General features: G+C 70.0%; 21 protein-coding genes and 5 tRNA genes. 14 read left to right on the forward strand and 12 right to left on the reverse strand.

Features of this window, described 5'->3' with window-relative positions; all coding sequences use genetic code 11:
- The first annotated feature begins 521 nt into the window (after positions 1–521).
- The 3 genes from ACZ41I_RS33640 to ACZ41I_RS33650 are packed head-to-tail and all read left to right on the forward strand — an operon-like array spanning position 522 to position 2,373.
- Positions 522–1,598 (forward strand): hypothetical protein, encoded by a 1,077-nt coding sequence (locus ACZ41I_RS33640; protein ID WP_468515826.1) that lies wholly within the window; start codon positions 522–524, stop codon positions 1,596–1,598.
- A gap of 11 nt (positions 1,599–1,609) precedes the next feature.
- Positions 1,610–2,077: a RipA family octameric membrane protein gene (locus ACZ41I_RS33645; RefSeq protein WP_468515827.1), complete on the forward strand. Its 468-nt coding sequence runs from the start codon at positions 1,610–1,612 to the stop codon at positions 2,075–2,077.
- Positions 2,074–2,373: a DUF7701 domain-containing protein gene (locus ACZ41I_RS33650; RefSeq protein ID WP_363215654.1), complete on the forward strand. Its 300-nt coding sequence runs from the start codon at positions 2,074–2,076 to the stop codon at positions 2,371–2,373. The genes ACZ41I_RS33645 and ACZ41I_RS33650 overlap by 4 nt, the downstream gene beginning before the upstream one ends.
- Before the next feature lie 326 nt (positions 2,374–2,699).
- Here the strand turns inward: ACZ41I_RS33650 and ACZ41I_RS33655 are convergent.
- From ACZ41I_RS33655 to ACZ41I_RS33675, 5 genes are all read right to left on the reverse strand, one after another.
- Positions 2,700–2,772, reverse strand: a tRNA-Lys gene (locus ACZ41I_RS33655).
- 110 nt (positions 2,773–2,882) lie between these two features.
- Complete coding sequence (locus tag ACZ41I_RS33660) at positions 2,883–4,397, reverse strand: amino acid permease (protein ID WP_399767171.1); 1,515 nt, start codon at positions 4,395–4,397, stop codon at positions 2,883–2,885.
- 103 nt (positions 4,398–4,500) lie between these two features.
- Entirely contained in the window at positions 4,501–6,690 is a 2,190-nt protein-coding gene (locus ACZ41I_RS33665) for a DEAD/DEAH box helicase (RefSeq protein ID WP_468515828.1), read from the reverse strand.
- Positions 6,691–7,078: 388 nt separating this feature from the next.
- A complete protein-coding gene (locus ACZ41I_RS33670) occupies positions 7,079–7,591 on the reverse strand; it encodes a hypothetical protein (protein ID WP_363215651.1) in 513 nt (170 codons plus the stop codon).
- Positions 7,592–7,742: 151 nt separating this feature from the next.
- On the reverse strand, positions 7,743–8,093 hold the full coding sequence (locus ACZ41I_RS33675) for a metallopeptidase family protein (RefSeq protein WP_363215650.1): 351 nt from the start codon (positions 8,091–8,093) through the stop codon (positions 7,743–7,745).
- A 116-nt stretch (positions 8,094–8,209) separates the two neighbouring features.
- Between ACZ41I_RS33675 and ACZ41I_RS33680 the strand changes: the two genes are divergently transcribed.
- From ACZ41I_RS33680 to ACZ41I_RS33715, 8 genes are all read left to right on the forward strand, one after another.
- Complete coding sequence (locus tag ACZ41I_RS33680) at positions 8,210–9,808, forward strand: metallophosphoesterase family protein (RefSeq protein ID WP_468515829.1); 1,599 nt, start codon at positions 8,210–8,212, stop codon at positions 9,806–9,808.
- A gap of 80 nt (positions 9,809–9,888) precedes the next feature.
- Positions 9,889–9,961, forward strand: a tRNA-Glu gene (locus ACZ41I_RS33685).
- Positions 9,962–9,997: 36 nt separating this feature from the next.
- Positions 9,998–10,072, forward strand: a tRNA-Asp gene (locus tag ACZ41I_RS33690).
- 24 nt (positions 10,073–10,096) lie between these two features.
- Positions 10,097–10,170 (forward strand) — tRNA-Phe (locus ACZ41I_RS33695).
- Positions 10,171–10,247: 77 nt separating this feature from the next.
- Positions 10,248–10,571: a hypothetical protein gene (locus ACZ41I_RS33700; protein ID WP_363215649.1), complete on the forward strand. Its 324-nt coding sequence runs from the start codon at positions 10,248–10,250 to the stop codon at positions 10,569–10,571.
- 56 nt (positions 10,572–10,627) lie between these two features.
- The gene (hrpA, locus tag ACZ41I_RS33705; protein ID WP_468515830.1) at positions 10,628–14,572 is read left to right on the forward strand and encodes an ATP-dependent RNA helicase HrpA; all 3,945 of its coding nucleotides are present in this window, start codon (positions 10,628–10,630) and stop codon (positions 14,570–14,572) included.
- 97 nt (positions 14,573–14,669) lie between these two features.
- Positions 14,670–14,744 (forward strand) — tRNA-Asp (locus ACZ41I_RS33710).
- Between the two features lie 305 nt (positions 14,745–15,049).
- The gene (locus ACZ41I_RS33715) at positions 15,050–15,241 is read left to right on the forward strand and encodes a DUF6274 family protein (protein WP_363215647.1); all 192 of its coding nucleotides are present in this window, start codon (positions 15,050–15,052) and stop codon (positions 15,239–15,241) included.
- A gap of 460 nt (positions 15,242–15,701) precedes the next feature.
- Here ACZ41I_RS33715 and bldC read toward each other — a convergent pair whose 3' ends face one another.
- Positions 15,702–15,908, reverse strand: coding sequence for a developmental transcriptional regulator BldC (bldC, locus tag ACZ41I_RS33720; RefSeq protein WP_003949541.1), 207 nt, complete (start codon positions 15,906–15,908; stop codon positions 15,702–15,704).
- A 531-nt stretch (positions 15,909–16,439) separates the two neighbouring features.
- Positions 16,440–17,282, reverse strand: a complete 843-nt coding sequence (locus ACZ41I_RS33725; RefSeq protein WP_468515831.1) for a DUF8083 family protein — start codon at positions 17,280–17,282, stop codon at positions 16,440–16,442.
- 213 nt (positions 17,283–17,495) lie between these two features.
- Here ACZ41I_RS33725 and ACZ41I_RS33730 point away from each other — a divergent pair, with 213 nt between their 5' ends.
- Positions 17,496–18,602 carry a Leu/Phe/Val dehydrogenase gene (locus ACZ41I_RS33730; RefSeq protein ID WP_363215645.1) on the forward strand — a complete coding sequence of 369 codons (1,107 nt, stop codon included), beginning with the start codon at positions 17,496–17,498 and terminating at the stop codon, positions 18,600–18,602.
- A 290-nt stretch (positions 18,603–18,892) separates the two neighbouring features.
- A complete protein-coding gene (locus ACZ41I_RS33735) occupies positions 18,893–19,144 on the forward strand; it encodes a DUF3073 domain-containing protein (RefSeq protein ID WP_069780012.1) in 252 nt (83 codons plus the stop codon).
- 66 nt (positions 19,145–19,210) lie between these two features.
- On the opposite strand, the gene purM is transcribed toward ACZ41I_RS33735, so the two are convergent.
- From purM to ACZ41I_RS33760, 5 genes are all read right to left on the reverse strand, one after another.
- Complete coding sequence (gene purM, locus ACZ41I_RS33740) at positions 19,211–20,278, reverse strand: phosphoribosylformylglycinamidine cyclo-ligase (protein WP_468515832.1); 1,068 nt, start codon at positions 20,276–20,278, stop codon at positions 19,211–19,213.
- 31 nt (positions 20,279–20,309) lie between these two features.
- Positions 20,310–21,839, reverse strand: coding sequence for an amidophosphoribosyltransferase (purF, locus tag ACZ41I_RS33745; protein WP_363215643.1), 1,530 nt, complete (start codon positions 21,837–21,839; stop codon positions 20,310–20,312).
- A gap of 202 nt (positions 21,840–22,041) precedes the next feature.
- Positions 22,042–22,479 (reverse strand): META domain-containing protein, encoded by a 438-nt coding sequence (locus ACZ41I_RS33750; protein WP_399767152.1) that lies wholly within the window; start codon positions 22,477–22,479, stop codon positions 22,042–22,044.
- Between the two features lie 65 nt (positions 22,480–22,544).
- Positions 22,545–23,342, reverse strand: coding sequence for a maleylpyruvate isomerase family mycothiol-dependent enzyme (locus tag ACZ41I_RS33755; RefSeq protein ID WP_468515833.1), 798 nt, complete (start codon positions 23,340–23,342; stop codon positions 22,545–22,547).
- A 10-nt stretch (positions 23,343–23,352) separates the two neighbouring features.
- Entirely contained in the window at positions 23,353–23,991 is a 639-nt protein-coding gene (locus ACZ41I_RS33760) for a TetR/AcrR family transcriptional regulator (protein WP_363215640.1), read from the reverse strand.
- Positions 23,992–24,087: 96 nt separating this feature from the next.
- Between ACZ41I_RS33760 and ACZ41I_RS33765 the strand changes: the two genes are divergently transcribed.
- Positions 24,088–25,551, forward strand: a complete 1,464-nt coding sequence (locus ACZ41I_RS33765; RefSeq protein ID WP_468515834.1) for an MFS transporter — start codon at positions 24,088–24,090, stop codon at positions 25,549–25,551.
- Positions 25,552–25,568: the final 17 nt, after the last annotated feature.

The raw sequence follows: 25,568 nt of genomic DNA on the forward strand, positions 1-25,568 counted from the left end.
ACCACCCCCCACAACTACCACCCCCCCCCCCACCCCCCCCCCCCCCCCCCCCCCCCCCCCCCCCCCCCCCCCCCCCCCCCCCCCCCCCCCCCCCCCCCCGCCACCCTGGTCACGGACCGTGTTCGTTCGACATGCGGAGCGTGCGGGTCTACGCAAGCCTGGGCTCATTCCCCCAAGACACCTGTCTTGCCGGAGGACCCAGAAAGGACCGTTCGCCATGCGACACATCTCCGCCCTCTTCATCGCCGCGCTCCTTGCGGCCCTTGCGATCCCCGCCGGTACCGCTGCGGCCGCCGACGGCCACATCTGCGATACCCACACGATTAGCTCGCTGTGCTGGCGGTAACCCCTTCTTGAGCGTGGACAGGCCGTCGACCGTGGAGGTCGCGGCCTGTTCGCGTTCCGTGTGAAGGTCGTGCGAGCAGGGCCAACTTCCTGTAAACACTGCCCTGTTGGCGTATCTTCCGAAGTGTCCACGGCTGACGGAAGCGACACGGGGGACGCACGGGGGGGCCGCGTGTATGAACAGGAGCCGGAACTTCCAACTGGTGAGGAAACCGCCGCCGCGTGGTGTGCAGCGGGCGGCCAGAGGGCGCGTGCTGGTCTGGGGCGGGTGGACCCTGCGGATCGTGGGTGCGGCTGCGGGCCTGCTCGGGTTCACGGCCTTCAGGAGGAGCCTGGGAAGCGATCAGTGGGCTTCCATCCCCCATGTCCGCTGGTGGTTGCGCCTGTTGGGGACGGTGACGGCGGTCTTCGCCGGTGTGGTCGCCTTCATGACGGGCCGGCTGGCGGTGGTGCGCGGCAAGCAGCATCTCACCGACGTCGTCGACTCCTTGGAGCGCCTGCCCGGCACCCACTACCTCCTGTACTTGCGCCCGTTCTCCAACGACGAGGTCATGAGCGCGCTGCCCGATGACATCCAGGGTGGCGGGGTGAACCTCCAGGCCCTCTTCTTCATCTCGGGGCTGACGCATGAGGAGTCCCTGGTCCGCCGCTTCCGGCGGTTCGGCCGTGTCATCGCGATCGGCCGGCCCGGCGAGGAACTCCCACTGCCCGGCGCGGCACGCGGCTACCTGCCCCTGCACGACTGGCAGTCCACGGTGAGCAGGCTGATCGCAGGCGCGCACGCCGTGCTGCTGTCGGCAGGTCCCGGACCGGGCACCGTATGGGAGTTCACCGAGGCGGTGCGCCTCGTGCCGCCGACGCGGCTGTTCCTGCTGGCCTACTGCGACGCCCCGACCTACGACCGCTTCCGCGAGGCCGTGGCCGAGGAGTACGAGCGGCGGTCACACGCCGAACCGGGGGCGCCGGGCACGGGGCTGTGGCCTCCACTGCCCGATCTGCCGGACTACCCGCCGCCCGCGCGCCCCGAGCGGCCCCGCTGGGAAGTGTTCCTGAACGGCGGGCGGAAGCGGTTGCGCTGGGACTTCACCCTCAAGGGGTTGATCGTCTTCGGGCCGGGCTGGGAGGCCCGGTTCGTACGGTTCGACCCCACGACCCTCCGCCTGCCCAGCACCTGGTCGCTCAGCCGCCTGGTCAAGCGTGAACTGCAGCCGGTTGTCGACCAGTTGACCGCGCTGGACCCACGACACCAATGAGGGGAGGACGGGTGACGGCGAATCCCCGGCCGGAGCAGCGGCCGGAGTTGCTGGAGCTGTACACACTCGCCGTGGAGATGGCCGACCGTGTCTCCGCCCGTCGAGGCAGCGCCAACGCCTTCTTTCTGACGGTGCAGTCCGCGCTGGTCACCCTGGTCGGCTTCGGCACACCCCAGTTCGAGCGGTCGCCCTGGTGGGTGCCGCTGGCCGTGGCCTCGGCGGGCATCACCCTGTCCGTCACCTGGTGGATGCAGCTGCGCAGCTACCGCGATCTCAACCGGGCGAAGTTCAAGGTCATTCTCAAGCTGGAGGAAGGCCTCGCAGCGAGGGTCTTCGGAGACGAGTGGGACATTCTCCGGCGTGATCCGCTTCCCGGCCGGCGGGGGCGCTACGCAGAGCTGGGCACGTCCGAGCGTGTCGTTCCCCTCGTGTTCGCCGTGGCGCACCTGATCCTGTTTGCGGGCACACTGTCCGTGTGACCTACCTGGACGCTCTCGCCGACCGCATCCGGTCCTGTCTGCCCCCGCACGCCGAGCCTCCCGCGGACTCCGACGCCCTGTTCCGCCTCTATGCCGTGCTGCTGCAGGCCAAGGGGGAGCAGGTGACCGACGAGGACGTGCACAACGCCTGGTGTGCCTGGATGCAGACGGTGAACGGCAACCACAAGGCCCTGGTCCCCTTCGACGACCTCGACCAGGAAACGCGCGCCGCGGACGCCCCGTACACACAGGCCATCCGCACGGCGGCACGCCGGGAGCTTCACGGCCAGGAGTAGCCGTCCACCCGGCCGGACACCACCGTGTCCGTCGCTTCGGGGAGTGCCGATCGGCCCCGGAGCTCCTCGTCGCTCGTGCACCGCGCCGTCGGCCATGGCACCGGTCGCGGGTTCCGGACCGACGATCTTCGGGCCACTGGCGAAGGGGGACGGCTCCTGGCTCCCCCCGAGGCAGTCTCGAAGACCTTCCGCCGCATCCTCGCACGGCACATCCGATCGGGCACCGCTCCCGCAAGCACCCGGAAACGAGACAGCGCCCGAGCCGACCGAAGCCGGCTCAGGCGCTGCACCGCAGGTCAGGGGCCATATCCCCCGCCCGTCGTCCGTAGGCCCTGTGGGACTCGAACCCACAACCAATGGATTAAAAGTCCACTGCTCTGCCAATTGAGCTAAGGGCCCAGGCGATGTTGCCTGTCCGAGCATAGCCGGACGAGGCCGAGTCTCCGATCGGGTATCGGTGACCCGGCCGCGTCACGTGGGGTTCGGAACGGGAGGAGCGTGCCGGATGGTCACTTTTCGACCAGCGTCGGGGTAGCGGCCCGCTCCCCGGCGAGGAACCAGTGGCGGGCCGAGGCCAGCCACCAGGCCGCCGCGAAGCCGAGGACGACCAGGACGGCGACGGGGGCGTAGTTGAAGGTCTTCCAGGTGACCGGGGAGACCTGCGGGAGCATGAAGAGGATCGTGATCACCACGACCCAGGTCACCGAGACGACACCGATCAGGGACGACCAGCGGCCCAGGTGCCACGGCCCGCGTTCGAAGGCGGCGCCCCTGCGGACCCGCAGGAAGGTCGGGATGACGTACGCGATGTACAGGCCGATGACCGCGATCGAGGTCACCGCCGCGTACGCCGTCGAGTTGATCAGGTAGGGCAGGCCGAGGGCCAGGGCGCCCAGTGCGGCCAGCCAGACCGCTGCCACGGGGGTGCGGGTGCGCGGGCTGACCGTGTGCCAGACATGGGAGAACGGCAGTGCGCCGTCGCGCGAAAAGGCGTAGATCATGCGGCTGTTGGCGGTGACGGACGCCATGCCGCAGAAGAGCTGGGCGCCGATCACGACCAGGAGCAGGAGTTTGCCGGTCGTGGCACCGAGTGCGTCCAGGAGGATCTGGGCCGGGGGCGCGCCCGTCGGGGACGTCAGTTCCCCGTCGTAGGACTGGATCGCGAACGTGAAGCCCAGCAGGAGCACGAACCCGGCGATCCAGGACGTCCAGATCGAGCGGACGATGCCCTTCGGGCCGGCCGTGGCCGCGTCGTGGGTCTCCTCGGTCATATGGGCGGAGGCGTCGTAGCCGGTGAAGGTGTACTGGGCCATGAGGAGGCCGAGGAGGACGACGTACGGGCCGCTGCCCCAGCCCGTCTCGTTGACGAAGTGGGTGAACACGAAGGACGCCGACTGGTGGTGACCGGGGACGAACGCCAGCGCGCCGACGATCACCGCCACGCCCAGCACGTGCCACCACACGCTCACGCTGTTCAGGAACGCGACGATGCGCACGCCGAAGGTGTTCAGCAGGCCGTGGAGGACGAGGATCGCCGCGAACAGCAGGACCGTGCGGACCGGTGTCACCTCGAAGTCGAACTGGAGGTTCAGGTACGCGCCCAGGAAGGAAGCCGCGCCGAAGTCGATGCCCGCGGTCACCGCGACCTGGCCCAGCACGTTGAACCAGCCGGTGAACCAGGCCCAGGCCGCCGCCGAGCGGGGTGGTGCGAGGCGGTGGGCCCAGAAGTACAGGCCGGCCGAGGTCGGGTACGCCGAGCAGATTTCGGCCATGGAGAGTCCGACGAACAGGGTCAGCAGTCCCACCGCCACCCAGCCCCAGGTGATCACCGCCGGACCGCCGGTGGTCATGCCGAAGAGGTAGAGCGTCAGGCAGCCGGACAGGACCGAGATGATCGTGAACGAGACGGCGTAGTTGGAGAACGCCGACATCCGGCGGGCCAGGACCTGTGTGTAGCCGAGCTGGGCCAGCCGCTCCTCGTCCGAGAGGCCGTGGGTCCCGCTCGCTCTCGCGTCTTCTGTCATGCCCCCAGCAATTCCCTCCCTGGGTGCGTGACATGCGTCACGCAGTGACTGAAAAGGGCCCGTACGACCGGAGTCGTACGGGCCCTCGTCAGGTCACTCGGCGTCAGCCGTTGCGCTTCCAGCGCGGCTTGTCCTCACGGCGACCGAAGGAGCCGTTGCCGCGGTGGTCGTCACGGCGGCCGTAGGGGCGCTCGTGGCCGCCGGAGCGGAAGCCCGGGCGGTCGTCGCGGCGGTCGCGGTTGAACGGACGGTCGCTGCCCCGGTGCCCGCCGCGCTCGTCCCGACGGAAACCGCCACGGTCGTCACGGCGGTCGAAGGAACGGCCACCGCGGTCGCCGCGGTCGTTGCGCTCGCTGCGGTCGCGGTCGAACGGACGGCGGTCGTCACGGCGGTCGTCACGGCGCTCGAACCCACGGCCACCGCGGTCGTCACGACGCTCGAAACCGCCACGGTCGTCACGGCGCTCGAAGGAGCGGCCACCGCGGTCGCTGCGCTCGCTGCGGTCGCGGTCGAACGGACGGCGGTCGTCACGGCGCTCGAACCCGCGGCCGCCCCGGTCGTCACGGCGCTCGAAGGAGCGGTCGCGGTCGAACGGGCGGCGCTCGTCACGCCGCTCGAAGCCACGGCCACCCCGGTCGCCCCGCTCGCCGCGCTCCTCGCGACGGTCGAAGCCACGCTCACCACGCTCACCACGGTCGTCGCGGCGGTCGAAGCCGCGCCGCTCCCGGCGCTCGTACGGCGCCGAAACCGCCGGGCGCTCCTCGCGCTCGGTCTCGCGCTCCGCCGGCTCCTGGGCCACGGCGAGCTCCTCGGCCGCCGTCGCCTGCGCCTCGGCCACCGCGGCCTCGGGGTCCTCGCCGCGCTCGCGGGCGACCCGGACCACCAGCCGGTCGGCCTCCTCGCGCAGCTCGGTCGCACGGCGCTGGGCGCGCTCCAGCTGCTTGGTGAGCTGGGCGACCTCACGCTCGGCCTGCTGGGCGGCGTTGGCGGCGGACTCGGCCTGGACCTCGGTCATGGAGCGGGCGCCGGTGATCTCGGCGACCTCGGGGTCGAAGGCGGCACCGCCCTGGATGATGTGGCGGGCCGCGTCGACGCCGGCGTCCTCCATCAGGCGGAAGATCTGGCGCCGCTGGTGCGGCAGGGAGAGGGAGACGACCGTGCCGGTACGGCCCGCACGGGCGGTACGGCCGGCGCGGTGCAGGTAGTCCTTGTGGTCGCCGGCCGGGTCCACGTTCAGCACCAGGTCGATGCCGTCGACGTGGATGCCGCGCGCGGCGACGTCCGTCGCGACCAGGACGTTGACGTAGCCGTCCTTGAAGTCGGCCAGGGTGCGGGTGCGGGCGCCCTGGGTCATGCCGCCGTGCAGCGCGTCGGCCTTCACGCCGGCGTCGCGCAGCTGCTCGGCGACACGGTCGGCGCCCAGCTGGGTGCGGACGAAGATGATCGTGCGGCCCTTGCGGGAGGCGATCGCGGCCGTGACCGGCGCCTTGTCCTTGGGCTTCACGATGAGGATGTGGTGCGACATGGTCGTCACCGCGCCCTGGGCCGCGTCCACCTCGTGGGAGACGGGGCTGTTCAGGTAGCGGTCGACCAGGGTCTGGATCTCGTTCTCCATCGTGGCGGAGAAGAGCATGCGCTGGCCCCCGGCCGGGACCTGGTCGAGCAGTTCCGTCACCTCGGGCAGGAAGCCCAGGTCGGACATCTGGTCGGCCTCGTCCAGGACGGCGATCTGCACGTCCTCCAGGGAGCAGGCGCCGCGGTTGATGATGTCGCGCAGGCGGCCCGGGGTGGCGACGAGGATGTCGACGCCGCGCTCCAGGGCGTAGATCTGGTTGCCCATGGAGGTGCCGCCGCAGACGACCTTCATCTTCAGGCCGACGACGTCGCCGTACGGCTGGAGGGCGTCGGCGACCTGCATGGCCAGCTCGCGGGTCGGGGTCAGGATGACCGCGCGGGGCCGCTTCTTCTCGGTGCGGCCGCCGGCCAGCTGGGCCAGGGTCGGCAGACCGAAGGAGAGGGTCTTGCCGGAGCCGGTACGGCCCCGGCCGAGGATGTCCTTGCCGGCCAGGGCGTCCGGGATGGTCGCGGCCTGGATCGGGAAGGGGGTGGTCACGCCGTTCTGCGCGAGCTTGCGCACGACACCCTCGGGCAGGCCGAGGTCGGCGAAGGTGGTCTGGGGGGTCTGGGTGGTGTCGGCCTCGGGGGCCTCGGTGACCTCGGTCGTCACGTCGACGAGTTCGTTCTCGAGCTCGTTCTCGGACACGACGATCTGATCAACACTGGACACGGACATGCGAATGCGAAACCTTCCGGAGTCTCTTCGGCACGCGCCCGTCAACTCCGTGATTCGCTCACGACCGCCTCAATGCGGTCCGCCACGGCAAAGGAGAGTACGCGCCACACGGCGCGCTCTGTGGTGGCGCCGGGCAAATGGGATCAAACGATCTACCACCATACGCACCCACCACCCCTGAAGGCAAACTGAGCCTCATCGCCGCAGGTCAGGTCGGCAGCCGGGGGCGACTGGATGGGCGGGAAGGGCGGCTCGTCGCCCGCGGACCGGCTCGGCGCCGGCTGAGCCGACTCGATGTCCGCCGGGTCGGCACGGTGCCAGTGGGGTCGGCTCAGCGGCTGCGGACCGGATCGGTGCTCGTGCGTCGGCCCATCGTCCGCTCGGCCGCTCACGCCGGTGCGCCGGCCGTGGGTGCCGGCTCCCGCTGGACGAGCTGTGGTCCGGTCTCCTCGTGCGCCGAGGAGGACGGCTCGGCCGACGGCGGCTCGGAGGTCGCCGGGGGCGGGGTGGAGGCCGGGGGCGGCTCGGGCGGGGCGGAGGTGACCGGCGGAGCCGACGGGGCCTTGGTCGGCTCCGGGTCCACGGGCTCTTCGGTCTTCGGCGGCTTCGCCGAGGCCGCCGGGGCGCTGCCCTGGCCGGACGGGGTGGCCGACGCGGAGGCCCGCTTCTCCGGCTTCGCCTTACCGCCGCGCCCGTGCTTGCCGTCGACCGCCGCGCCGTTGTGACCGAGGCCGCCGGCACCGACCACCGGGCCGCCGTCGGGCGCCTTGCCGTCGTGCTGCCCCGCCGAGTGGGAGGGCCTGGCCGGGCCCGCGGCGTCACCCACGTTCACACAGCCGGCGGCAGCGGCGAGGGCCAGCACCGTGACGGTGAGCCGGACGGGTACGGGCAAGGGGCGCACGGCGGCCACCTCCGAGGCGAGGAAAGGAGTCAACCTCCCCAACTCCCGTTACCCACAAGAGGACACGCGCCCCCGCCCCTTCCCCGCACCCATCACCGATCACATACACCCGCATCACCGATCGGCCCCGGCATCCACAGCCCATCCACCCTCACCCATAACCGAGCGCGTGCAGGCGGGCGTCGTCGATGCCGAAGTGGTGGGCGATTTCGTGCACCACGGTGACCTCGGTCTCCGCGACGACGTCCGCGCGGCTGGTGCACATTCTGAGTGTGGGTCCGCGGTAGATGGTGATCCGGTCCGGCAGCACCCCCGCGTACCACTCGCCGCGGTCGGTCAGCGGTGTCCCCTCGTACAGACCCAGCAGCTCGGGGTCGTCGGCGGGCGGTTCGTCCTCCACGAACACCGCCACGTTGTCCATGAGCCGCATCAGCTCCGGCGGGATCCGGTCGAGCGCCTCGGCGACCAGTTCCTCGAACTCCTCGCGCGTCATCTCCAGCACACGGTCATTGTCCGGTACGAGAGGCTCGCGGGAGGGACGGGCCGGGCGCGGCCCGCACGAGGCCGACAGGGGCGTATTTCCGCATATCCGCACGGGGCCGTGGGCATACGGCACCAATGGTCCGCGTCCCGGTCGCAGCACTCCGCACGATGACGAACCGCATGACGATGACGAGCCGCATGCTCACCGCCCGCCACGGCAGCCGCCCCCTGCCCGACCCGGAGCTCGCCCCTCGCCCCCGCCCCTGGCTCCGCGCCCTCGGCCTCACGGCCGTCGTTCTGCTCGGCGCCTGGCTGGGCCTGCTGATCGTGGGGAACGTACGGACCCCGGTCGGCCCCATGAACACGACGATGGCGCTGCGCCCGTCCCTGACCGGCGGCACGAGGATCAACATCTCGCCCCTGGGCGCGCTCTCCCTGGACAGTCATGTGGCACCGGTCCGCCTCGACGTGAACGTGGACCAGCTGGACCCGCTCCGCTCCCAGGCCCTGGTCGACCACCCGGAGCGGATCTCCGGCCTCCAGGACGAGGTCGCCAAGGATGTCGAGCACGGCACGCTGGACCTGGCCGTACGCTCCTGTGTCGCCGTGGTCGCCGGTGCCACGGCCCTCGGCCTGGCCGTCTACCGCAGCCCCCGCCGCGCCCTCGCCGCCGGCGGCCTCGCGCTGGCCCTGCTGGCGGCGTCCGGGGCGAGCGCGTACGCCACCTGGAACCCGAAGTCGATCCTGGAGCCGAAGTTCTCCGGGCTGCTCAGCTCGGCGCCGCAGGTGGTCGGCAACGCGCGCAGCATCGTCACCGATTTCGGCGTCTACCAGCAGGAGCTGGCCCGCCTGGTGACGAACGTGACGAAGCTCTACGACGTCACCTCCACGCTCCCGGCCTACCAGCCGGACCCCTCCACCGTCCGGGTCCTGCACGTGTCGGACATCCATCTCAACCCGGCGAGCTGGAAGATCATCGCCTCGCTGGTGGAGCAGTACAAGGTGAACGTGATCGTCGACTCCGGCGACACGATGGACCACGGCACGGCGGCGGAGAACGGCTTCCTGGACCCGATCCGGGACCTGGGGGTGCCCTATGTGTGGGTGCGGGGCAATCACGACTCCCGGACCACCCAGCGCTATCTGGAGCGGATGAAGAACGTGCATGTCCTGGACGACGGCCGGGCCGATACCGTCGCGGGCCTGCGCTTCGCGGGCATCGGCGATCCCCAGTTCACCCCCGACCGCTCGGTCGAGCCCGGCGGAGACGCGGCCGAGCAGCTGGCCGGTGACCGGCTGGCCAGCGCCCTGCGCGACCAGCGGGCGGCCGGGAAGCCGGTCGATGCCGCGGTCGCACACGAGCCCTCCGCGGCCCGTGAGACGGACGGTGAGGTGCCGCTGGTGCTGTGCGGCCATCTGCACCACGAAGGCGACGAGACGCTCCCCTACGGCACCCGGCTGCGCATGGAGGGCTCCACGGGCGGGAGCGGGCTGCGTGCGGTGGAGCGCACGTACCCCGCCCCCATCGAGGCCTCGATCCTCTACTTCGACCGCGACAACCGCCGTCTGCAGGCGTGGGACGCGATCAAACTGGGCGGGCTGGGCGAGACGACGGCCGAGGTCAGCCGCCACCTGGCCGACGACGCCCTCGGCCATCGGCACCACCGCGAGCAACGAGGCGTCACACCGGCTCCGACGGCCCCTTCGCGCGCCTCCACCGCGCCCTCGCCGTAAACCGTTTTGGCGATACCCCCCGCCATCCCATATGCTTCTCACGTCCCCGACGCGCTGAGAAGCGCCCAGGCGGGCCGATAGCCCTCATCGTCTAGCGGCCTAGGACGCCGCCCTTTCAAGGCGGTAGCACGGGTTCGAATCCCGTTGGGGGCACGCAATACCGTGTGCGACACTGTTGCATGCACGCTTGGTCCTGTGGAGCAGTTTGGAGTGCTCGCCACCCTGTCAAGGTGGAGGCCGCGGGTTCAAATCCCGTCAGGACCGCTGGTGTTTCACGTGAAACACCGTGGCTGGGTAGCTCAGTTGGTACGAGCGTCCGCCTGAAAAGCGGAAGGTCGCCGGTTCGACCCCGGCCCCAGCCACAGCCAGAAGGCCCCGTTCAGCGAACGGGGCCTTCGTCGTACGGGGCTGGACGCTGCTGAACAGGGGGAACGGGGAGATGAGCCAGAATCAGGCCGCCACTCTGCCGGCCGACACCCAGCTGGAGAAGGTCCGGGCGCGTTACGGGCTGCTCGCGGTCGTGGTCAGCAATCTTGCGATCGTCGCCGTCGCGATCTTCGGGGTGTGGCGGCTCGACGGGGACAAGTCCGTGATCGTCGGCATCCTGACCGCCGCGTTCACCGCCATGAGCGGTATGACGACCGCCTACCTGGGCATCAAGGCCGTTTCCAATACGGCGAGGTCGATCGCGCTGGGGCAGCAGAACGCCGCGTCGGCCGCCGCACCGCCGGTCTCCGCACCGCCCGCCCGGCCCGCCCCCTAGGCAACGCAGCAAATCGTTCGCGTGTTTTTCGGACGGGGTGAGATCCTGGACCGCGTATGTCTACGCATCCCGCCCCCGTCCTCGGCACCCTCGCCCCCCGTCTGACCGAGCTGTCGCTGCGCGACGCGCACCGGCTCGGCCGGCGGCTTGAGGGCGCGCGCAAGATCCGTAAGCCGGAGGCCCGCGCCGCCGTCCTCGAAGAGATCGAGGCCGAGATCGGCAGGGCCGAGGAACGGATCGGTGAGCGGCGTGCCCGTGTGCCCGCCGTCACATATCCCGAGCAGCTGCCGGTCAGCCAGAAGAAGGAAGACATCGCGGCGGCCATCCGCGATCACCAGGTCGTCATCGTCGCCGGTGAGACCGGCTCCGGAAAGACCACGCAGATCCCGAAGATCTGTATGGAGCTGGGCCGTGGCGTGCGCGGCATGATCGGGCACACGCAGCCCCGTCGTATCGCCGCCCGGACCGTGGCCGAGCGGGTCGCGGACGAACTGAGGACGCCGCTCGGCGAGGCCGTCGGCTGGAAGGTGCGGTTCACCGACCAGGTGAACCCCGACGCCACGTTCATCAAGCTGATGACGGACGGCATCCTGCTCGCCGAGATCCAGACCGACCGCGAGCTGCGCGCCTACGACACGATCATCATCGACGAGGCCCACGAGCGGTCCCTCAACATCGACTTCCTGCTCGGTTATCTGGCGCAGCTGCTGCCCAAGCGGCCGGACCTCAAGGTCGTCATCACCTCGGCGACCATCGACCCCGAACGCTTCTCGCGGCACTTCGACGACGCTCCGATCATCGAGGTCAGCGGCCGGACGTATCCGGTGGAGGTGCGCTACCGGCCCCTCCTGGAGGAGGAGAGCGACGACGCCGACCGGGACCAGATCACCGCGATCTGCGATGCCGTGGAGGAACTCCAGGCCGAGGGCCCGGGCGACATCCTCGTCTTCCTCTCCGGCGAACGGGAGATCCGGGACACCGCGGACGCGCTGGAGAAGAAGAAGTACCGCTTCACGGAGGTGCTGCCGCTGTACGCCCGGCTGTCCCACGCCGAGCAGCACCGCGTGTTCCAGCCGCACACCGGGCGCAGGATCGTTCTGGCCACCAATGTCGCCGAGACCTCCCTCACCGTCCCCGGCATCAAGTACGTCATCGACCCCGGCTTCGCCCGGATCAGCCGCTACAGCCACCGCACCAAGGTCCAGCGGCTGCCCATCGAGCCGATCTCGCAGGCCAGCGCCAACCAGCGCAAGGGCCGCTGCGGCCGGACGAGCGACGGCATCTGCATCCGGCTGTACAGCGAGGAGGACTTCCTCGCCCGGCCGGAGTTCACGGACGCCGAGATCCTCCGTACGAACCTCGCCTCCGTCATCCTGCAGATGACCGCGGCCGGCCTCGGCGACATCGAGAAGTTCCCGTTCATCGACCCGCCGGACCACCGCAACATCCGCGACGGCGTCCAGCTGCTCCAGGAACTGGGCGCGCTGGACCCGACCCAGAAGGACGTGCGCAAGCGGCTCACCGACACCGGCCGCAAGCTCGCCCAGCTGCCCGTCGACCCGCGCCTGGCCCGGATGGTGCTGGAAGCGGACAAGAACGCCTGTGTCCGCGAGGTGATGGTCATCGCCGCCGCGCTGTCCATCCAGGACCCGCGCGAGCGCCCGGCCGACAAACAGACCCAGGCCGACCAGCAGCATGCCCGCTTCAGGGACGAGACCAGCGACTTCCTCGCCTACCTGAACCTGTGGCGGTACGTCCGCGAGCAGCAGAAGGAACGCGGCTCCAGCTCCTTCCGCCGGATGTGCAAGCAGGAGTACCTGAACTTCCTGCGCATTCGCGAATGGCAGGACATCTATACCCAGCTGCGCACGGTCGCCAAGCAGATGGGGATCCACCTCAACGAGGAGGATGCCCCGGCCGACCGCGTCCACGTCTCGCTCCTCGCCGGCCTGCTCTCCCACATCGGGATGAAGGACGTACGGGACGGCAACAAGAACGAGTACCTGGGCGCCCGCAACGCCAAGTTCGCGATCTTCCCGGGCTCGGCGCTGTTCAAGAAGCAGCCCAAGTTCCTGATGTCGGCCGAGCTGGTGGAGACGAGCCGGCTCTGGGCGCGGGTCAACGCGAGGATCGAGCCCGAGTGGGTCGAACCGCTGGCCGGGCACCTGCTCAAGCGGACGTACAGCGAACCGCACTGGGAGAAGGACCAGGCGGCCGTGATGGCGTACGAGAAGGTCACGCTGTACGGCGTCCCGATCGTCGCCCAGCGGAAGGTGAACTACGGCCGGATCGACCCGGAGACGAGCCGCGAGCTGTTCATCCGCAACGCGCTCGTGGAGGGCGACTGGCGTACGCACCACAAGTTCTTCGCCGACAACCGCAAGCTCCTCAGTGAGGTCGAGGAGCTGGAGCACCGGGCGCGGCGCCGGGACATCGTGGTCGACGACGAGACGCTCTTCGACTTCTACGACCAGCGGGTACCCGAACACGTCGTCTCCGGCGCGCACTTCGACTCCTGGTGGAAGCGGAAGCGGCACGAGCAGCCGGACTTCCTGGACTTCGAGCGGGAGATGCTCATCCGGGAGTCGGCGGAGGCGGTCACCAAGGCCGACTATCCGGACTCCTGGCGGCAGGGGCAGCTCAAGTTCCGGGTGACGTACCAGTTCGAGCCGGGTGCGGACGCGGACGGTGTGACGGTCCACATCCCGCTCCAGGTGCTCAACCAGGTCACGGACGAGGGCTTCGACTGGCAGATCCCGGGCCTGCGCGAGGAGGTCGTGACAGAGCTGATCCGCTCCCTGCCGAAGCCCATCCGCCGTCACTACGTGCCCGCGCCGAACTACGCGAGGGCGTTCCTGGAGAAGGCGGTGCCCCTGCAGGAGCCGCTGACGGTGACGATGGCGCGCGAGCTGAAGCGGATGGTCGGCGTTCCCTTCGAGGCGGACGACTTCGACTGGTCCAGGCTCCCCGACCACCTCAAGATCACCTTCCGTATCGTCGACGAACGGCGCCGGAAACTGGCCGAGGACAAGGACCTGGAGGCGCTGAAGCTCAGGCTGAAGCCGAAGGCGAGGCAGGCGCTGTCCCAGGCGGCAGCGGCGACGGCCTCCCGCGAGGGCGGCGAGTCCCTGGAGCGCAAGGGCCTGACCGACTGGACGATCGGCACGCTGACCCGAGTCTTCGAGACCCGCCGCGCCGGCCAGCCGGTCAAGGCGTACCCGGCGCTGGTGGACGACGGCGACACGGTCTCGGTCCGGCTCTTCGACACGGAGGCGGAACAGGCCGAGGCGATGTGGAAGGGCACCCGGCGCCTGATCCTGCGGAACATCCCGGTGAATCCGGCGAAGTTCGCGTCGGACAAGCTGACGAACGCCCAGAAGCTGGCGCTCTCCGCCAACCCGCACGGCTCCGTCCAGGCGTTGTTCGACGACTGCGCGATGGCGGCGGCCGACAAGCTGATCGCGGACTTCGGCGGCCCGGTGTGGGACGAGGAGTCGTACCGCAAGCTCTACGACAAGGTGCGGGCGGAGATCGTCGACACGACGGTCCGTGCGGTCGCCCAGGTGCAGCAGGTCCTCACGGCCTGGCAGGCCTGTGAGCGCCGTCTGAAGGCCGTGCGCAGCCCCGCGCTCCTCGCAAACCTGACGGACGTCCGCAAGCAGCTGGACGCCCTTGTGAAGCCCGGTTTCGTGACGTGGGCGGGCATACGGCGCCTCCCCGACCTCATGCGCTACCTGGTGGCCGCCGACCGGCGCCTGCAGCAGATGCCGACGGGCGTCCAGCGGGACACCACCCGCATGGAGAAGGTCCACGAGATGCAGGACGAGTACGCCTGGCTCCTGGAGCAGCTCCCCCAGGGCCGCCCGGTGCCGCAGCAGGTCCTGGACATCCGCTGGATGATCGAGGAGCTCCGGGTCAGCTATTTCGCCCACGCCCTGGGCACCGCGTACCCCGTCTCCGACAAGCGGATCGTGAAGGCGATCGACGCGGCCGTCCCGTAACCGTACGCACACAGAGGGTGAGTTCGACCAGGCGGGCTCCCCTCCTGTACAGTCTCTTCTCGCAGCGCAACGCAGCAAGCCGAGCGCCGCGAAACCTGGTCCTGTGGAGCAGTTTGGAGTGCTCGCCACCCTGTCAAGGTGGAGGCCGCGGGTTCAAATCCCGTCAGGACCGCACAAGAAGGGCCCGCATCCGGCAACGGACGCGGGCCCTTTCTCATGCCCCCCAGTCACAGCGGAGGCCGCGCCCGCGGCGGAGCATCCGACAACGGACGCGAGCCCTTCCCCAGGCCGTCAGCTTCTCGAGTCGACCGGGGCTGGGGGCGGCGGCACCCAGAGGGCTCCAGGGGGCGCACCGGCTTCGGTGGCGGTGCTCGTGATCGACTGAACCGGCGGAGCCCCCCGCCCTTGACGGCGGCACATTGCGCCGGTACCCAAGGACCAGGGCCCGTTCCCCTGTGCGGTCCGCGGAGGTGGCATATGGCGGCATCGGCCAGGCACGAGACGCGGGCGCTGCTGAGGGCGCACCTGTCGGCTGCCTCGTCCTACCGGCATCTCACCCGCCACTGCCCCATCTGTCACCACCTGCTGAGGCTGGCCATGGACGCCGGCCCCCGGGTCACGGAACCGAGCGACGAGGAAGCCGAGGACGAAAGTCCCCGCAGCGCATGACCGACGCCGGCCCCAACTGCCCACCGCATGAGGGACGCTGGAACAGGCCACTCCGCTAGCGCACACATGCCGTCGGCAACAACCGCCGGGGCATGTGACGGGAGTCACCGCATGAGTTTTTGAAAGGCCGGTACTTACCCCCGCCCTACAACTGTTCAATTTAATATGTGCAATTGCACCGGCCCCCGGGGTCATGCACAGCGGTTCCGGCAGCCCTGCCCAGACTCCGACAAGGCCGCTCACAGCGATCCACCCACCACCCGACCAGCGCACAAAAAAGATCGCGCTGGACCCGGCGGAGTCCAGCGCGATCTACGACGCACCCTGTGTCGCTGCCTACAACGTTCTCTTCGGCTTGGGCGAGGGGCCTGTTGGGGCAGGTCCCGCGTCGCTTGGAGCTAGCGTTCCAGGCGCCTCGGCGGGTTGGGGGACCAGCCGTATTGCCCGGTTATGCGATGGTTCAGGCCTCGCTGCGCTGCTGCGGGATGCCCGCGAGCAGAGCGCGGACCTCGGCCTCGCGGTAGCGGCGGTGCCCGCCGAGCGTACGGATGGACGTGAGCTTGCCGGCCTTCGCCCACCGCGTGACCGTCTTGGGGTCGACGCGGAACATGGTGGCGACCTCAGCCGGGGTCAGCAGCGGCTCGGCATCAGGGGTGCGAGCGGTCATGAGCGGCCTCCTCGGGAGAACCGAACCTTCTCGGTTCTTTCCTCTAAATTCTGCACCTTGACCCGCGTTGCCCGAAATGGCGGACGCGAGTCGAGTCGGTTATAGGACGAACGGCTTGTCCTCGGCACTACAACTACACCATCTGTCCAGCCGCGTCGGCCAAACCGATGGAATTGCCCTCCCAGGTGTTCATCAGCGACGGAAGCCGATGGACCATGCCATAGCGGACAGTCACGCCACTGTGACGATCAGTCACAGGACGATCAGGAGCCACGAGACCCCCCAAAGCGCGCAATGCCGAGAATCCGCCCACGATGGAGCATAGTTGGACGGACGGAGCCCTCCCCGGACTCCTTGTCCTATTTTGGCATGAGGGGCGGCACTTAGGGCAAGGCTCTTGTAAGTGCCGTCCGTCACCCTTGGGACAAAAGTCCAGATCGGGACCAACGTCCCGTCAGATGAGCAAGTGCCGTAGACCGTACGTCGTGCGACGCCATTCGAGCCGTGACCTACGTCACTCGACTGCGTCACTCAGTTCGCGGAACGCCGGTCCCGCACCGCCCGCCACCGCTCCGCGAGCCGCACATAGGCCTCTCCGGCCGCCGCCCCGTCACCCCGGCGCAGCGCCGCGATGCCCTCGGCCACCTCCGCCGCCGAGTGGTCGCCCTCCAGCTCGCCGGCCGGCAGGACGTGCACCAGGCCGCCGTAGTCCAGCTCCACCAGCGAGCGCGGGTGGAACTCCTCCAGCCAGCGGCCGACGTCCAGCAGGCCGTCGATCAGCGGGCTCTCCTCGACGCTGTCCTTCAGCGTGCGCAGCGCGCGTGCCACCCGCCTGCGGGCCTGCACCATCGGCGTGCGGTAACGCAGCAGCGGCGGCACCTCCGCGGTGCCCTTCTCGTACCGCCGCTCCTCGTCGGACACCAGCACGAACCAGTTCAGCGGCACCTGCCAGGTCGCCGTACGGATCCACGGGCGGGCGTCGGGGTTGCGGGCGAGCCAGCGCTCGTAGTCCTGCGCCGCCTGACGGCGTACGACCGGGGGCAGCACCGCGTCCAGGACCGGCGCCGGAAGCTCCTCCGCCAGCTCGTCGAGCGCCTGCCAGCCGCGCAGCCGGGTCCGCCACGGGCACACGCAGACCACGCCGTCGACCTCGGCCACGAAGGCGTCACTGCTCTCGTGCACCGGCACCGCGACCGGCGGGGTGGGCAGCAAGTCGGCCAGGGAGCGGCGCAGTTCGTCCTGGTAGGAGGGGCGGTCGGAGCGACGGGCGTACCGCGCCCAGTGGCTGCGCTCCGGCTCCGGGAAGGCGCCCAGCGGCTCGTACACGCGCAGATACGCGGCATAGGGGACGACGACGGAGGACACCTTCGGCACGCCTGCTCCCTCCCCATCGGGCCCCGCTCGAAAACCGCTGCAAAACCACTGCAAATCGTGCCACGGTCATGCGTGCACAAGAGGCCCGCGCGAGTGATCCTGAACACTGCGCGGATGGTGGTCGTGCGAAGGCTCTACGCTCATGCCACCAGCACCCGCCACCCGCACGGGGGCTGAGCCCCACTCGCCGCTCTTTACACAGGAGTCACCACAGTGACCGACGTAATTGGCGCACCTGCTGATGTCCTGCACACCCTGTTCCACTCGGACCAGGGGGGCCATGAGCAGGTCGTGCTCTGCCAGGATCGGGCGACCGGCCTGAAAGCCGTGATCGCCATCCACTCCACCGCCCTGGGTCCGGCCCTCGGCGGCACGCGCTTCTACCCCTACGCGACCGAGAGCGAGGCCGTAGCCGACGCCCTCAACCTCGCGCGCGGCATGTCGTACAAGAACGCCATGGCCGGTCTCGACCACGGCGGCGGCAAGGCCGTCATCATCGGCGACCCGGAGCGCGACAAGACCGAGGAGCTGCTGCTCGCCTACGGCCGCATGGTCGCCTCGCTCGGCGGCCGCTACGTCACCGCGTGCGACGTCGGCACATACGTCGCCGACATGGACGTCGTGGCCCGTGAGTGCCGCTGGACCACCGGCCGCTCCCCGGAGAACGGCGGCGCCGGCGATTCCTCGGTGCTCACCGCCTTCGGCGTCTACCAGGGCATGCGCGCCTCCGCCCAGCACCTGTGGGGCGACCCCTCGCTGCGCGGCCGCAAGGTCGGCGTCGCCGGCGTCGGCAAGGTCGGCCACCACCTGGTGAAGCACCTGCGCGACGAGGGCGCCGAGGTCGTCGTCACGGACGTACGCGCGGACGTCGTCCAGCGGATCCTCGAGCAGTACCCCGTGGGCGTGACGGCGGTCGCCGACACCGAGCAGCTGATCCGGGTCGAGGGGCTGGACATCTACGCCCCCTGCGCGCTCGGCGGCGCCCTGAACGACGACAGCGTGCCGGTGCTCACCGCCAAGGTGGTGTGCGGCGCGGCCAACAACCAGCTCGCCCACCCGGGCGTCGAGAAGGACCTCGCCGACCGCGGGATCCTCTACGCGCCGGACTACGTGGTGAACGCCGGCGGGGTCATCCAGGTGGCCGACGAACTGCACGGGTTCGACTTCGACCGGTGCAAGGCGAAGGCGGCGAAGATCTTCGACACCACGCTGGCCATATTCGCACGTGCGAAGGAGGACGGGATCCCGCCGGCCGCGGCGGCCGACCGGATCGCCGAGCAGCGGATGGCCGAGGCGCGCGCGGGACACGCTGCGCACTGACCCGGTCGCACAGGTGAGCGGTACCCGTCGGCGGGAACTTAGAGAGAACTCTCACTTCCACCGGCGGGTCGTTCCCCGATAAGTGGTTAAAATCGCCACTGACCAGCGAGGACGGGGCGCCTCGAAGGTCCTGGGCACACGCGCGTGCTGCGGGCGACGTACCGTATGGGCGCGGGCTCAGGTACCGTGGAAGCCCTACGGACCGGCCTCTCCGCGGAGGGTCCGTTCCAGATCATGAACGCGTGTCAGACTCTGGGGCCATCAAGCCCCGTCACCGAGGGGGTCGAGCCATGGGGCGCGGCCGGGCCAAGGCCAAGCAGACGAAGGTCGCCCGCCAGCTGAAGTACAACAGCGGTGGGACTGACCTGTCACGGCTGGCCAGTGAACTGGGCGCATCGACTTCGAGCCAGCCGCCGAACAGCGAGCCGTTCGAGGACGATGAGAATGAAGAGGACGATCTTTACTCTCGTTACGCCGACCTCTACGAGGACGACGACGAGGATGAAGACGACGGTCCCTCACAACATCGTCGCGGCGCTTGACCTTGCACTGAGCACTCGCCCGGTCGGTGGCACTGCCACCGACCGGGTTCTGTGCTACCCGCAGGTTCAGCCGGCGTAGTCTCCGGCCATTTCCGCGCCGGTCTCCTTCTCGCCCCGCTCGGTGATCTCGCCGGCGACCCAGGCGTCGACCCCACGGTCGGCCAGCGTCGCGAGGGCCACCTCGGTGGACTCCTCGGGGACGATCGCCATCATGCCGACGCCCATGTTGAGGGTCTTCTCCAGCTCCAGGCGCTCGACGTTCCCGGTCTTCCCGACCAGGTCGAAGATCGCGCCCGGGGTCCAGGTGGAGCGGTCGACGGTCGCGTGCAGCCCGTCCGGGATGACGCGGGCCAGGTTGGCCGCGAGTCCGCCGCCGGTGATGTGCGAGAAGGCGTGCACATCCGTGGTGCGGGTCAGGGCGAGACAGTCCAGCGAGTAGATCTTCGTGGGCTCCAGCAGTTCCTCGCCGAGCGTACGGCCGAGCTCCGCGACCTCCGTCTCCAGGGCCAGGCCCGCCGTGTTCAGCAGGACGTGGCGGACCAGGGAGTACCCGTTCGAGTGAAGCCCGGAGGACGCCATGGCGATCACCACGTCACCCTTACGGATGCGATCCGCGCCGAGCAGCCGGTCGGCCTCCACGACGCCCGTACCGGCGCCGGCGACGTCGAAGTCGTCCTCGCCCAGCAGGCCGGGGTGCTCGGCCGTCTCACCGCCCACCAGGGCGCACCCGGCGAGCACACAGCCCTCCGCGATGCCCTTCACGATGGCCGCGACGCGCTCGGGGTGGACCTTGCCGACGCAGATGTAGTCGGTCATGAACAGCGGCTCGGCGCCGCACACCACGATGTCGTCCATGACCATGGCGACCAGGTCGTGGCCGATGGTGTCGTAGACGCCCATGCGGCGCGCGATGTCGACCTTCGTGCCGACGCCGTCCGTGGCGGAGGCCAGCAGGGGGCGCTCGTAGCGCTTGAGGGCGGAGGCGTCGAAGAGCCCGGCGAAGCCGCCGAGACCGCCGAGGACCTCGGGGCGCTGGGTCTTCTTCACCCACTCCTTCATGAGTTCTACGGCGCGGTCGCCCGCCTCGATGTCGACGCCCGCCGCTGCGTAGCTGGCACCAGTGGTCTCAGACATGACTGTGACTTTCGTGTCGTACTGCAGGGTGTTACGGGCGACGGATCGCGTCGCTGGCAGCGGTGGCTGCCGGGCCGGCGGCCAGCTCGGTCTCCAGCAGCTGCTTGCCGAGCAGCTCCGGGTCCGGCAGCTCCATCGGGTACTCGCCGTCGAAGCAGGCGCGGCACAGGTTCGGCTTGGCGATGGTGGTCGCCTCGATCATGCCGTCGATGGAGATGTAGGCGAGCGAGTCGGCGCCGAGGCTGGTGCCGATCTCCTCGATGGTCATGCCGTTGGCGATCAGCTCCGCGCGCGTGGCGAAGTCGATGCCGAAGAAGCAGGGCCACTTCACGGGCGGCGACGAGATCCGGATGTGGACCTCGGCGGCGCCGGCCTCGCGGAGCATGCGGACCAGGGCCCGCTGGGTGTTGCCGCGCACGATCGAGTCGTCGACGACGACCAGGCGCTTGCCCTTGATGACTTCCTTCAGCGGGTTCAGCTTCAGGCGGATGCCCAGCTGGCGGATGGTCTGCGAGGGCTGGATGAAGGTCCGCCCGACGTACGCGTTCTTCACCAGACCCGCGCCGAAGGGGATGCCGGAGGCCTCCGCGTAGCCGATGGCGGCCGGGGTGCCGGACTCCGGGGTCGCTATGACGAGGTCGGCCTCGACGGGGGCTTCCTTGGCGAGCCGGCGGCCCATCTCCACGCGGGAGAGGTACACGTTCCGGCCGGCGATGTCGGTGTCCGGGCGGGCCAGGTACACATACTCGAAGACACAGCCCTTGGGCTTCGCTTCCGCGAATCGGGAGCTGCGCAGACCGTTCTCGTCGACGGCGACGAACTCGCCCGGCTCGATCTCGCGGACGAAGCTGGCGCCGCAGATGTCCAGGGCGGCGGTCTCGGAGGCGACCACCCAGCCGCGCTCCAGCCGGCCGAGGACCAGCGGGCGGATGCCCTGCGGGTCACGGGCGGCGTAGAGGGTGTGCTCGTCCATGAAGACGAGCGAGAAGGCGCCCCGCACCTTCGGCAGGACCTGGTGGGCGGCCTGCTCGATGGTGAGCGGTTTGCCGTCCTCGTCGACCTGTGCGGCGAGCAGCGCCGTCAGCAGGTCGGTGTCGTTGGTGGCCGCGACCCGGGTGGACCGGCTGTTGTTGTCGTTCGGGAGCTCGGCGACCATCTCGGCGAGCTGCGCCGTGTTGACCAGGTTGCCGTTGTGGCCGAGCGCGATCGAGCCGTGCGCGGTGGCGCGGAACGTCGGCTGGGCGTTCTCCCACACGGAGGCGCCGGTGGTCGAGTAGCGGGCGTGTCCGACCGCGATATGACCCTGGAGCGAACCGAGCGAGGTCTCGTCGAAGACCTGGGAGACCAGGCCCATGTCCTTGAAGACGAGGATCTGGGAGCCGTTGCTGACCGCGATTCCCGCGGATTCCTGGCCCCGGTGCTGGAGGGCGTAGAGCCCGAAGTACGTGAGCTTTGCGACCTCTTCACCCGGAGCCCAGACACCGAAGACGCCGCAAGCGTCCTGGGGGCCCTTCTCGCCGGGAAGCAGATCGTGATTGAGTCGACCGTCACCACGTGGCACGCCACCGAGTGTAGGCGAGGTCGACCACTGGTCCGAATTGGGGATACGTGGCCGTAACCGACACAGCGGTCGCGATCACCTTGTGGGTTTCCTCGTTTGCGCTGGTCAGCGCGGTGCCGCTGGTGCGCGGGCGGCCGTGGGGGGCCTGCCCCGCGGCGGTCGAAGGCTCTTTTCGCCCGATGCGCGAGTGAGGCGTCGCACATCATTCGGGCGCGCTGCGGCTGAGGTGGATGCGGTCGCCGTCGCCGTCGGTGAGCGTCAGCTTCCCGTCGTCCGCCTTGGCGACGAGGGTGCCGGTGGTGAGCGCGCGGGCGAGGGCGCGCTCGAAGTCCATGCGGTCCGGGGCACAGGCCATCCTGGTCGTGCGCAGGTCGCCGAAGGTGATCCGGTCGCCGTGCACGGTGGCCCGGGCGCTGAACTGGTTGCAGCCCAGGTTGCCGGCCGCCTTGCCGTCGTCGTCGATGCGGAGCCGGGCGGCGGCGGGTGCGTGCCGGGTGGTGCCGCCGGCGGTGATGCTGTCGACCCGCCAGTCGATGCCGGTCAGCCGTGACTGCTGGACGCCCACCGGACCACTGTCCGCCTTTCCGATGCCACAGGCCACCGTGAGCGGGACGAGCACGGCGGCCGCCGTCAGGGTCATGCGCTGCTTGTACCGGTTCATATGGGTTCGACGGCCAGGCGGTACGACCGGTTCCGCCTGGGGCTCTACGACATGAGCGGCAGCAGCCCCCCGATGTCCGCCCGCTCCCCGCCGGCCCTCACCTTGGCCTCCTCCAGGGCGTCCTTCCAGGCCAGGCGCCCGGTGGCGAGCCGGATCCAGGTCAGCGGGTCGGTCTCGACCACGTTGGGCGGGGTGCCGCGGGTGTGCCGGGGCCCCTCGACGCACTGCACCACGGCGTACGGCGGCACGCGGACCTCGGTGGAACCGCCGGGCGCCTTGACGGCGAGGGCGTCGGCGAGCAGCCGGGTGGCGGCGGCCAGGGCCTGGCGGTCGTAGGGCACCTCCAGGCCGGGCACGGCGGCGTTCAGGTCGTCGGTGTGGACGACGAGTTCGGCGGTGCGGGTGACCAGATAGTCGTCCAGAGGCATCGCGCCGGCGCTCGTCCGCAGGATCCGGCTGCCGGAGTGCTCCGCGAGCAGGGCGCGCAGGGCCTGCTCGATGTCTGCGAGGTAGGCGTCGGGGTCGGGGTGTCCGGCGGTGATCTCCCGGGTGAACGCGTCGATGGCGGCGGCGTTGGCCGCGGTGGCGAAGGGCCAGTCGAGCAGAACGGCGTCCGCCTTCGGCGGCTCGGGCAGGGCGAGCGCCCGGGGGATCGCGGTGAGCGCCATGCCGATGTGCGCGATCAGGTCACGTACGGTCCACTCGCCGAGCCGCGTGGGCAGCGCGAGCTGCTCCGGTGACAGGCCGCGTACGGCCTCCCGTACGTGTCCGAACTGGGCGAGGACCGCCGCGCGGGTCTTGACGGGGTCGTAGCTGCGGGCGCGCTTCTTGGCCGGGGACATGGCAGCGACCCTATGCCTTGACCGCGTAGCCCTTCAGGCCGTTTTCGACCAGGCCGAAGGCGGTCCTGGCCCGTTCCACGGCGTCGGCGGCGACCTGCTCCGGGCTCTCGCCCTCGGCGATACGACGGTGGTGCTCCTCGATGAGGGCGTTGCGGGCGGCGCTCAGGGTGGCGGCGGCGACCGTGGCCTGCATCAGGTCCCCGGTCTCGGCGGCCAGCAGGGCGGCCAGCTCACGGGTGCCCTTCTGGAAGCTGACGAAGGCACGCTCCATCAGGACGGGGGTGTCGCGCACGAGTTGCCGGACCTGGCGGGCGGTCGGCTCGGGGTTCAGCCCGATCGAGGGGTCGCGGGACTCGACCATCTCCAGAAACTGCCGTCGTACGGCGTCCAGGGCGGATTCTCCCGGCTGCCGCTCGCGCACCGCGCGGGCCGTGTCGCCGAAGTGCTCCTCCATCGGCCGGAAGATCAAGTCCTCCTTGGTGCCGAAGTAGTTGAAGACGGTCATCTTGGAGACCTCGGCGGCGTCGGCGATCTCCTGCACGGAGACGTTGTCGTAGCCGCGTTCGACGAACAGGCCGACCGCGACCCGGTAGATCCGCATCGCCGTCTGCAGCTTCTTGCGCTCGCGCAGCCCCATCGCCTCAGCCATGGCGTCAGATTACCAAGATGAACATTGTGCTCGGATTAAATGTAATCGCAGACAAAACATTGACCGGGTACATAGTCGTGGGGCAGTGTGATGCCCATGACCGACACCCAGCGCAAGATCGGCTTCCTCGTCTGCCTCGTCACGATCGTCCTGGCCGTCCTGGACATGCAGATCGTGTCCGCGGCGACCGTCCCGATCGTCCGCGACCTCGACCCCTCGCACGGCATCGCCACGATCCCGTGGCTGGTCAGCGCCTTCTCGCTGGCGTCGGCGGCGATGCTCCCGCTCTACGGCAGGCTGTGCGACGTGCTGGGCGCCAAGCGGGTCTTCCTCGGCGCGCTCGGCGCCTTCCTGACCGGCTCGGCGCTGTGCGGAGCGGCCCCGTCGATCGGCTGGCTGATCGCGTCCCGGGCCGTGCAGGGCATCGGCGCGGGCGGGCTGATGAGCGTCACGATGGTCGTGATCGCCCAGCTGAAGGGGCCGGACGAGAAGAAGAACAAGGGTGCCGGGACCGGCGGGATCGTCGCGGGCGGCGGCATGGCGGTCGGGCCGTGGCTCGGCGGCTTCCTCGCCGACCACGCGAGCTGGCGCTGGGCCTTCTACCTCAACCTGCCCCTCGGCATCGCCGCCCTGGCCACCGCCGTGGTCGTCCTCAAGCTCCCCCGCCACACCGCCGACCGCGCGATCGACTTCCCCGGCGCGGCCCTCGCCGCCGCGTTCTCCACCACGCTGCTGCTGGTCACCGAGTGGGGCGGCAAGCAGTACGCCTGGACGTCACCGCAGGTCCTCGGCGTCGCCCTGGCCTCGGTGATCGCGCTCGCGCTCTTCCTGCGCCGCCAGTTCACCACCGCCGAACCGATCCTGCCGCCCTCGCTGTTCCGCGTGCCCGAACTGCGGCTGGGGTTCGCGATCCAGGGTCTGATGGGCGTGGCCATGACCGGCGCCATGTACTACGTCCTGGTCTATCTCCAGGTCGCACGCGGCATCGCCAGCTCATCCGCCGGGCTCTTCCTCATCCCGATGGCCGTCGGCATCATGACCGTCGGCATCGCCGCCGGCCGGCTCACCGAACGCGGCTGGTCCGAGCGCACCTTCGTGATCAGCGGTGCCTCCGTGGCCACGGCGGCCTTCCTGCTCCTCGCCACCACCGGCACCGGCACCTCGCTGTGGCAGCTGCGCGCCGCCCTGCTGCTCGTCGGCATCGGCTTCGGCCAGCTCCTCGGCCAGCTGATCCAGGTGGTGCAGGAGGCGGCACCCCGGCACCAGCTCGGCGTAGCCACCACCGCCGTCCGCTTCTTCCAGACCCTGGGCACGGCGCTGGGCGCCACCCTCTTCGGCACCCTCCTCAACCGCCTGTACGACGGCCCCGGCGACATCGGCTCCCTGGCCGCCCTGCGGGGAGCGGCACACGCTGCCGGTGTGGAGGCGTACGTCTCCGCGATGGACACGGTGTTCCTGTGCGGCGCCGGGGTGATGGCGCTGTGCCTGCTGCTCGCCCTGCGCCTGCCGAAGGCCCGCCCGGCCGGGGCGGAACCGGCGAAGGAACCCGTCACCGCATGAGAAAGGCCCCGCCCGGC

This window comes from Streptomyces sp. NPDC030799, from assembly GCF_055572255.1.